9 protein-coding genes are annotated in these 10018 nt (G+C 38.2%); 2 read left to right on the plus strand and 7 right to left on the minus strand.

Annotation, left to right across the window (positions count from 1 at the left end; all coding sequences use genetic code 11):
* The first annotated feature begins 416 nt into the window (after window positions 1-416).
* Window positions 417-1817 (plus strand): Gfo/Idh/MocA family protein, encoded by a 1401-nt coding sequence (locus tag ACOVQ4_RS01695; RefSeq protein WP_421818934.1) that lies wholly within the window; start codon window positions 417-419, stop codon window positions 1815-1817.
* Window positions 1818-1904: 87 nt separating this feature from the next.
* Here the strand turns inward: ACOVQ4_RS01695 and ACOVQ4_RS01700 are convergent, their stop codons facing one another.
* The 7 genes from ACOVQ4_RS01700 to ACOVQ4_RS01730 form a co-directional block, all read right to left on the minus strand.
* Entirely contained in the window at window positions 1905-3152 is a 1248-nt protein-coding gene (locus tag ACOVQ4_RS01700; RefSeq protein ID WP_421818935.1) for a PQQ-dependent sugar dehydrogenase, read from the minus strand.
* A gap of 403 nt (window positions 3153-3555) precedes the next feature.
* The gene (locus tag ACOVQ4_RS01705) at window positions 3556-4014 is read right to left on the minus strand and encodes a cyclophilin-like fold protein (RefSeq protein WP_421818936.1); all 459 of its coding nucleotides are present in this window, start codon (window positions 4012-4014) and stop codon (window positions 3556-3558) included.
* Window positions 4015-4096: 82 nt separating this feature from the next.
* Complete coding sequence (locus tag ACOVQ4_RS01710; RefSeq protein ID WP_421818937.1) at window positions 4097-4507, minus strand: cupin domain-containing protein; 411 nt, start codon at window positions 4505-4507, stop codon at window positions 4097-4099.
* Between the two features lie 142 nt (window positions 4508-4649).
* Window positions 4650-5216, minus strand: a complete 567-nt coding sequence (locus tag ACOVQ4_RS01715) for a sugar O-acetyltransferase (RefSeq protein WP_421818938.1) — start codon at window positions 5214-5216, stop codon at window positions 4650-4652.
* Between the two features lie 114 nt (window positions 5217-5330).
* Window positions 5331-7505 carry a molybdopterin cofactor-binding domain-containing protein gene (locus ACOVQ4_RS01720; protein WP_421818939.1) on the minus strand — a complete coding sequence of 725 codons (2175 nt, stop codon included), beginning with the start codon at window positions 7503-7505 and terminating at the stop codon, window positions 5331-5333.
* Window positions 7506-7516: 11 nt separating this feature from the next.
* Window positions 7517-8035, minus strand: coding sequence for a (2Fe-2S)-binding protein (locus ACOVQ4_RS01725; protein ID WP_421818940.1), 519 nt, complete (start codon window positions 8033-8035; stop codon window positions 7517-7519).
* Window positions 8036-8043: 8 nt separating this feature from the next.
* A complete protein-coding gene (locus ACOVQ4_RS01730; protein WP_421818941.1) occupies window positions 8044-8808 on the minus strand; it encodes a hypothetical protein in 765 nt (254 codons plus the stop codon).
* A gap of 194 nt (window positions 8809-9002) precedes the next feature.
* Between ACOVQ4_RS01730 and ACOVQ4_RS01735 the strand changes: the two genes are divergently transcribed.
* Complete coding sequence (locus tag ACOVQ4_RS01735; protein ID WP_421818942.1) at window positions 9003-9899, plus strand: helix-turn-helix domain-containing protein; 897 nt, start codon at window positions 9003-9005, stop codon at window positions 9897-9899.
* The last annotated feature ends 119 nt before the right edge of the window (window positions 9900-10018 follow it).

A 10018-nucleotide genomic window follows, 5' to 3' on the forward strand; every position in this document is an offset into this window, starting at 1 on the left:
AATGATGTAATTTGGACTTTTTTCCAGCAATATAAACTGCCATAATTGCGTAGCCACTAGCTTTTGTTCAAAAAATATTTCGACTGAAAGCTTAAAGCCCATTGTCAGATATCCTGATAATGGGCTTTTTTTTACTCCTAAAAAAAATATTTAAGTTGGCCTCTCACAAGATAAGTCTGCTCGATACAGATTTGTAAATCACATTGGTATTTCATTCCATAAAACAATTATTGGTAAATCATTACCACCCGACAGACCGTTACACAAAGCCGTACAAATCAGCTATTTTTATCCTATCAAATAAACTCAAGGGCTGTCTAACAAGACTGAACAATGACTTAGTTAAGCTATAAAGTTTGAGAGCTTTTGATTTACAGACCAACAAAAATAACCCCAATAAACATATTTACTATTCTATGAAAAATAATGATTCCGCTTCCAGAAGAAGATTTTTACAGCAAATAGGTGCGAGTACCCTTGTTTCTGCTGTTTCTCCTTTTGCCTCTTTGGCCAATCAGCAAAAAGCTGAAGAGCGCATGCTGCAATATGAAAAAAAAATTTCGGCTAACGACAAGATTCGCATAGGTGTGATTGGGTATGGAGTACAAGGCCATTTTGACTTGAGCACAGCGTTGAAAGTTCCGGGTGTAGAATTAGCAGGTATTTGTGATTTGTATACAGGGAGAATTGAAAAGGCTAAAGAGCAATTTGGTAAAGAGCTTTTTACAACCATAAATTACAAAGAGCTTTTAGACAGACCCGATATCGATGCTGTATTAGTTTGTACTACAGACTGTTGGCACGCACGAATCACACTTGATGCCCTAGCCAAAGGGAAGCATGTATATTGTGAAAAACCTATGGTCTATAAAATCAGCGAGGGACACCCTGTAATTGAAGCAAGTAAAAAGGCAGGTAAAGTCTTGCAAGTGGGAAGCCAGCGAGTAAGTAGTATTGGTTATGCCAAAGCAAAAGAGTTGTTGGCAGCTGGTGAAATTGGAAAACTCAATATGGTAAATGCAGCGTATGACCGACAAAGTTCTATCGGAGCATGGGAATATACCATCCCCAAAGACGCAGATGCGATGACTACAAATTGGGATAAATTCATTGAAGTGACCGAAAAAATGGCTTTTGATGCAAAAAAATTCTTTTGGTGGCGTGCATTTAAGGAGGTAGGAACAGGGGTTGCAGGAGATTTGTTTATCCACCTTTTGAGCGGCACTCACCTGATAACCAACTCAAAAGGACCAGAAACAATTTTCAGTACTGGACAATTTAGCTATTGGAAAGACGGTCGCAATATGCCCGATGTGATGTCGGGAGTCATGCAATATCCTGATTGTTCGGAGCATGATGCTTTCCAGCTGACGCTTCAAGTAAACTTTATCAGTGGAACAGGCGGTCAGGAGGTAATCAGGCTTGTTGGGTCTGAAGGCGTTATTGAAGTCATGGGCAACAATATTACCATCAAGCACAGTATTATGCCAGAAGCCCCTGGCTTTGGAGGTTATGATTCGGTATTTACTTTTCCAAAAAGTTTACAAACCGAAATGCAAGCTGAATATGAGGCCAAATGGACCGCAGAGCAGCGTAAAAGAAAAATCAAAGACGATATCATTTTCAAAGTGCCTGCTGGATACAGCGATCATTTAGACCATTTTACCAATTTTTTTGACTCAATCCGTACAGGTAAGCAAGTAGTCGAGGATGCAACATTTGGCTTTAGAGCAGCAGCTCCTGCCTTAGCCTGTAATGAAAGTTATTTTTCTAAAAAAATTATTCAGTGGGATCCTATCAAAATGAAACTTAGGTAATTGAGCTCAAGGTAATAGGCTTTCGGCAAAAACATTTTGAAAATATTTGCCAAGTGCTGAAAGCCTATTGCCTAAAGTACTGAAAGCTTATCTATTCGATTTATCTATTTTATATAAATTACCTTGATCAGTAATTGCGTATAGAGCACCATCGTTACCTTGAGTTATATCTCTAAATCTTTGTCCCAGATTTGTTAATAGCCGTTCTTCTCCTGTAATTTTATTGTTTTCAATTACTAGTCGAACAATATGCTGACCACTGAGTGCTCCTATAAATAGATTATTTTGCCACTCAGGAATTTTATTGCCTTTATAAAAAGTCATGCCACTTGGCGAAATTACAGGGTCCCAATAATAGGCAGGCTGTTCCATTCCTGTAGACTGTTGAATACCACTCCCAATCACTTGTCCGCTATATTCAATCCCATAGGTAATAGTTGGCCAACCATAATTCTTTCCAGCTAATACTCTATTGATTTCGTCACCTCCCCTAGGGCCGTGTTCGCTTTGCCAAATTTCGCCACTTACAGGATGAATGGCCAATCCTTGGGGGTTTCGATGACCAATCGAGTAAAGTACGGGTAAAGCTCCTGCCTGACTAAATGTGGGATTTCCAGTAGCTGCTTGACCATTTTTGGTAATTCTGATTAGCTTTCCTAAGGCATTGCTAACAGACTGAGCCAAAGGCCTAGTATCTAAATTAGAACGCTCTCCTGTGCTAATTATCAACTGACCCGAAGAATCAAAGACAAGTCGCCCTCCATAATGTAAGGTACTGCTACTGGCAGGCAACGCTCGATAAATGACTGTAGCGTTTTCAATGCTGGATTCGTTATTGGCTAAACGCCCTTTGGCAATAGAGGTAATATTACCGCCAGTAACTGCTTCAGAAAATGACCAATATACCATACGAGAAGTACTAAAATCGGGGTCGATACATAATCCCAATAGTCCGCCTTGACCTGCGGCATTAACCGTAGGAATGCCAGTGATAGGACTACCAACTTGTCCTGAGGTACTGATAATTCTCATTCTTCCAGCTTTTTCGGTTACTAAAAGCCTACCATCTGGAAGACTTGTAATTCCCCAAGGACTACTCAAGCCACTTGCCAATAACGAGACCTCTATAGACGCTTGTGTTTTTACGCCCGAAATTCGGGTTTGACCCACAAAGGCAGGGATATAGCGAGTATTGGGGGCTAATGTTTCTACAGGATTAAGAGGGGTTATGACTTCTTCTTCAGGAACTGGCTCCTGCACAATGTCTTTTTTGGCGCAAGAACATAAAAGTAGTGTTCCAAAGACGAAAATGTAGCAAAACGGAATAGCTTTCATTTGATATAATTTTTTAAAATAGTTTAGTTGATATATGGCTGTGTGTACAACGAGAAAAAATACAGAAAAATTGTAGCTAGTACGACCCAAACAATAACGTACAAAATAAGTATGTACGCTGAACTAGTCGTGTACGAAGGATTTTAAAAAATGGCCATTTCGGATATTGAAGGTGGGATTTCGGAAGTGTAAGCTTCTATATTTTATAAAAAACAGTTTCAAACTGTTTAGAAAATCAGTCCTCGACTAAGTCTTGAGCTAGTAACTTCAATTTTGTCTTATAATCAGGGTATTTTACTTTATTTCCGAAATCAGAAATCCGCAATTGTTGGAAAACTTCTGTACAGTTCTATTGACGAATTGTGAATGTAAGGGAGTATATCCTATTTTATCAATCTTTTTTTCATTGTATAATTTCAAAACGAACCGTAATATTACTATTGCCAAGAGCAGCGGGCAGACCTGTAGGATTATCTATTTTTCCAAGTTTTGTATAACTGTAAGAAGTATTGAATGATTTGTAGAAAAGAACCAAGGTATTTGCTCCGTATAGCATTAAATCACCATTTTGAATACTTGAGGGAATCGAAGCACTGGTGGGTAAACTTTGAGAGAGATCAACATATTTTTCGTTTCCATTTAGTTCTATCATATTAAGGGTTAGAGGTAATTGTGCCTTAAAAGCTCTTGCTGAGGCATTGTCAGACAGAGTGGCGGTAAAGCTAGATGAGCCAATGCTAATTCTTAATTTATTACTGGTTATTTCGGTCATAGTAGTATCATTGGGAATTTCATTTTCTAGAAATCTATCATCTGGCCCTAAGGAGCTATCTTTGTCACAGGAGGCCGTGCTAATGAACATTACTAAAATTAGTTTAAAAACTAAAGTTAATTTTTTCATCTCAAAACATTTAAAGGTGAATGTTTACTTACTAAAAATTGAACTATATAACATTGTTGGCTTCTTGAAATTCTGCTTCATGAACGGGTTCTAACCACGTTACTTGAACATCCTCTTTAAAATTTGTAATAGCAATATGAGTCATTGGAGTTTTTGCGCTTGCACCGTGCCAATGAACCACATTTTCGGGGATATTTACGACATCTCCTTTTATAATTTTCTTGGGGGCTTTATTCTTTTCTTGATAAATTCCTTCTCCTTCGATTACTATCAAAACTTGCCCTTTGGGATGTGTGTGCCAATTAGTTCGGGCTCCTATTTCAAAAGTGACGCTACCTGCCGAAAAATCATTATTTTGATCTCTAGCAACTAAAGGAAAGATAAAGGCATTTCCAGTAAACCAATCTTTGGAAACGGCATGTCCTAGTTCAAACAGTTTTTGGGTTGTTTTCATATACAATAAAGATTGTGGTAATAGCAAAGTTAGGGCATCGAGTAAGCGTAATATTTATAAATTCTACGGTTTTGCTTACCATTTTTACAGATATAATCCTCATGAATACAGGAAGATAACATTCTTACAATCAGGAATCAGGCTATAAAACTCTAATTACTCGTGCAGGCACTCCAGCTACAACGGTATTGTCGGGTACGTCCTTTGTCACCACCGAGCCAGCGGCCACTACGGAGTTTTCACCTATGGTTACACCAGGTAAAATTGTGGCATTTGCCCCAATCCATGCATTTTTCTTAATAAGTATTTTGCCCAGAACCAAAGCCTGCCGCTCCTGAGATGGCAATGGATGACTCTCTGTTATAAGACTTACCTTTGGTGCAATCATCACATAATCTTCTATCGTTATACCTCCCAAATCAAGAAAAGTACAATCGTGGTTAATAAAAACGTTTTTTCCTAATTGGATAAATCGCCCAAAGTTGGTATAAAATGGTATAAAGACGGTGGTGCTAGCGTCTATCGAAACACCTATAATTTCGCTCAAGTAAGCTCTTGCCTCATCGATATTTGTTGAGGTATTTAGTTGAGCAGCAATACGCATAGTTTGCGAAACAGCTTCCATAATTTTAGGATAATCAGGATCCGAAAAAGGAATAGTTTCTCCAGCCAGCATTCTGGTAAATATATCGTTTGTTGATGTGTGCATATCAAGATTAATAAAGTTTCTATATTCAAAAAGCAAATTCAAGACTTAGTCTTGAACTTGCTTTCAATTATATCAAGTAATCAGGCTGTTTACTAATCACTTCCTTTTACTTAGTTAAGCCAAATTGTCAATATCAAATGGCATTTTGCGTATGCGGATACCTGTAGCAGCAAAAATCGCATTAGCCAGGGCAGGTGCTACAGGTGGAAGCCCTGGTTCTCCCACTCCTTTTATTTCTTTACCACCTTCTGCCAAAATATGTACTTCAATTTTGGGAACTTCATTAATACGTAAAACAGGGTTGTCATGGAAGTTACTTTGTTCTACTTTTCCATCAGAAAAGGTGATTCCATTTTTGACAGCCGCAGTGATTCCCATCACAATCGCTCCTTCGATTTGTGCTTTTACAGTATCGGGATTCACCACTGTTCCCAAATCAATTACAGCATATACCTTGTCAATCTTTACAGATTTGTTTGACAATTTTGTAACCTCAACAACATGACCACCCAAACCAGCAAAAAACTCCCATTGAGCCACTCCTCGGCCTTTACCTTTGGCGAGTGGCTTGTCCCAATGTGATACTTCTCTTAGTTTGTTGAGTAATCTTTTTGCATCAGATTCCTTGGTAAGCATCTCCAAACGAAATACTAAAGGATCTTTCTTGGCTTGATGTGCCAGTTCATCGATAAAACATTCGTGCGAAAATGCTAGTGTTGAACTAGTTACCGACCGCCACCAAAACATGGGGATGTGTATATCTGCATATACAAACTGATTTTTCATGTTAGGAATCTCATACTTTTGATGACTTATTCCTTCGGTCATAGTACCGTCTAGCTTCGTTTTATCATTATTAGGATTTAAAAATGCCATAATGGTTGGCGAAATAACCTTATGCTGAAACGCCACTAATTTTCCATCTTTAGATAAAGCACCTTTAAGAGCCGAAAAGGTTGGTGGACGAAATGGCCCCAGCTGAGTATCATCCTCACGTGTCCAAACTACCTTCACGGGTTTTTGTATTGCCTTGGATAAATTTACAGCCTCAATGATAAAATCAATGGCCAAACGGCGTCCAAAGCCACCACCACTAAAACTTGTATGCAACTTGATATTTTCCTCCTTTAACCCAAAACGACTTGTCATATCTTTCAGTGTATCGGATGGTACTTGCGTCGATGTCCATATTTCGAGTGTATTGTCGGGTTTCCAGAATGCAGTACAGTTCATTGCTTCCATGGGCGAATGCGATACAAAAGGAGTTTCATAAAAAGCCTCTACCTTATTGACGGTATTTTGATAAGTTTCTTCAAAATTGCCAACATTGGCATCCTCAACGCCCTCTTTTTGAGCTAGTTCATGTAAGGTTTTGGTATAGTCTTTTGAGTTAAAGGTATCGTTACCCTGATAGTCCCACAACACTTTTAATGCTTTCCTTCCTTGAAGTGCTGCCCAATAGTTGCTTGCTACAACTGCAACACCTGTTGTTTTATATACGCCAAAAACACGTTCTACTTCTACAACTTGCTCGACACCATCTACTTTTAAGGTTTCGGTTTTGTCATAGCTCTTCAAACTTGCCCCAAAAACAGGACAGCGTTCGACCGACGCATATACCATATTGGGCAGCGAGGCATCAATCCCAAAAATGGCTTTTCCTGTAGTTTTTAAGGGAATATCTTGGCGTTTGATAGACTTCCCTAGCAATTTAAAGTCCTTTGGCTCTTTTAATTTTGGCTCTTTAGGAACTTCCAATTTCGAAGCTTTTTCTGCTAAATCGCCATATTTTAAACTTTTTCCTGAAGGCTTGTGTAATACCTGTGCCTTTTCGGCATAGCACTCTGTTGCTGGTACTCCCCATAGCTGACTAGCTGCTGTAATGAGCATTTCACGGGCGGCAGCGCCAACCTTTCGCATTTCAAAATAGCTTGATCTAACCGAGAAACTACCGCCCGAAAACTGTGCCGGACCAAATTGTTTTTCACCACCTGTTTGTCTAATCTCGAACTGTTCAGGCGAAACTTCCAACTCCTCTGCTATTAGTGCTGTGATAGACTGGTAAGTGCCTTGGCCAATTTCTGGCTTGGAGTTAAAAAGGATGATTTTCCCAGTATTTTCGATAACAATATAAGGCGTAAAGTTGAAAGGCGTTGATTCCAAAGCGCTTACAGAACTTACTTGTACATTATCTGCCTTGGAAGAATGCGCTATTCCTAACACAAATGCCGTTCCTGATACACCTGCATATCGTAAAAAATCACGGCGATTGACATTTTTAGTTGACATAGTTATAAGGTTTAACGGCTTGTTTGAGTGTGCTTAGTTTTAGTTTTTTCCAATTTTAATTCGCTTGCTGCCAGATGAATAGCCTTACGAATGCGCACGTAAGTTCCACAGCGACAAATATTGCCCGCCATAAAAGCATCAATATCATCATCTGTTGGGTTAGGGTTAGATTTTAATAACGCCACAGCCGACATAATTTGCCCTGACTGACAATAGCCACATTGTGGCACCTGCTCTGCAATCCAAGCTTTTTGTACAACCTTATCAATAGTAGGTGCATGCAAACCTTCTGTTACACCTTCAATTGTAGTAATTTTGCTGGAAGACTCTAATACAGATATCGGAGTTTGACATGAGCGAACAGCTTGCCCGTCGAGATGAATCGTACATGCTCCACAAAGCCCCATACCACAGCCAAATTTTGTACCTTTGAGATTTACATAGTCACGAAGTACCCAAAGCATTGGAGTCTCTGAATCGGCAGTTACTTTTACTTTTTTGCCATTAATATTTAAAGAATAATCTTTCATTTTAATTTTCAGACTTTTTTGAAATTTTTATTAAAATTATAGGTCAGCATGACATTCCACATAAAATCTTTATTGCCAGGAATATTGGAGTTAAATGTCTGATTAATAGTGTATTGTATTGCCAAAGGAAATCCTTTCTTTGATAACCCAGCAGAAGCAGAAATGTAATTTCCAGTATATCCATCTGTATTTAAAAAGTATACCGAAGGCGTAAAGCTAAAAAGTACTTCTTTTCCTAAACTCACCTTAGCAATACTGGCATTAAGAAACAAAACCTTGGTAAGCTGAGGCCCATGTTTTTGTAAACCGTTGCCTTGTAGATATACCGCACTGAGATTGATATGCGGCGTAATTTGGTAACTTGGAACAATTTCATAGGCCAAAAACCTCAACATTTCGGTTATTTCTCTTGGTGTTCCATCATCGTTAACGGTTTTTCTTATCAATGAAAAAGCAGGATGTGCGCTCACACGTAAGCCAAATTTTTTTTGCTCAATTAATTGATACCTAAACCAAAACATAAGCCCCCCTTTACTCGCATCTGTTACCAAACGAATATCTGGATTGAAACTAAAACGATTTTTCTGCCAAGTAAAATTCATGTTAGTGGCTGGGCTATTGAGTGAAAAAGTAGGAATAATAGAAAAGCCATTATTCGTAATTCCAACAAAACCTCTAAAATTACTTACTGACTTGGTACTATCTTCTTGTGCATAGGCCCAATAATTTAAGCATACGGCAATCGTCAGGATTGATACTTTTAAATGATTCATCTGTATTGTGTTGATTGGATAATTTCAACATCAAATTTAAGCTTTACACATTTGTCTTTTTTTATACATTTCCCAGTTTTCCTTACCAATTTTACAGGCAGATGCTTTAGAACCAGTAATCTTTTCTAATTTAGGATACTCCAATTAGTCATAGGGCTTTACTCTCATCTGATTAAGCAAAAAGTATTCTCCAAATGCTCGCAAACATGATTAGCTACGATACCATAAAACAATATTGCCAAACATTTTCTAATCAGACCATGCATCCTCTGATTAGCATTGTAGATTTGGGGCTTTCCAAACCCTTACCCCGAACAAAGTTTCAGATGGGATTTTATGCCATCATCTTCAAGGATACCCATTGCGGAGATTTAAGGTATGGAAATCGCTATTATGATTATTCGGAAGGAACAATTGTTTTTTTTGGACCAGGCCAAATTATTGCGAGTGAGCCAGAAGGCGAATTACATCAGCCTTATGGCAAAGCCTTGGTTTTTCATCCCGATTTAATCAAAGGTACATCTCTTGGAAAACATATTCATGAATACACATTCTTTAGTTATCAGTCAAACGAAGCCTTGCATGTCTCGGAGCGAGAAAGAGATATTTTGAGCAGTTATATGACGCTGATTTTTACAGAAATTAATCAAAACATTGATAAGCATTCCAAAAAACTGATTGTATCAAATCTCGAAATTTTACTGGACTACTGTACCCGTTTTTATGAAAGGCAGTTTATCACTCGTGTAGAAGCAAATAAAGGGATTCTTCAGAGCTTTGATGAAAATTTAACGGCGTATATCTATAGCAACCAATTGTCTTTCAATGGTTTACCTTCGGTATCTTATTTTGCTGATAAGCTTCATCTTTCCCCGAACTATTTTGGAGATTTGGTAAAAAAAGAAACTGGCAAAACAGCACTGGAATATATACAACTCAAATTGTTGGATGTTGCCAAGGAAAAAGTTCTGGATACTACCAAGTCACTCAGTGAAATATCCTATGAGTTGGGGTTTAAATATCCTCAGCATTTTACAAGATTTTTTAAACAAAAAACAGGTATCACACCACATGAGTACCGATTAAACTAAGAATCAAATTAGATTTAAGTTGATTGCTCTAGGCTTTGAGTTGCTGTATGCATTAGGCAAAAGATCTTAAAAATTTCTAAAAAAACATTTTAACACTCTTTGCCTTGTGCCTGTTGCCT

Origin of the sequence: Flectobacillus sp., from assembly GCF_049240685.1 — a bacterium.
GTDB lineage: Bacteria > Bacteroidota > Bacteroidia > Cytophagales > Spirosomataceae > Flectobacillus.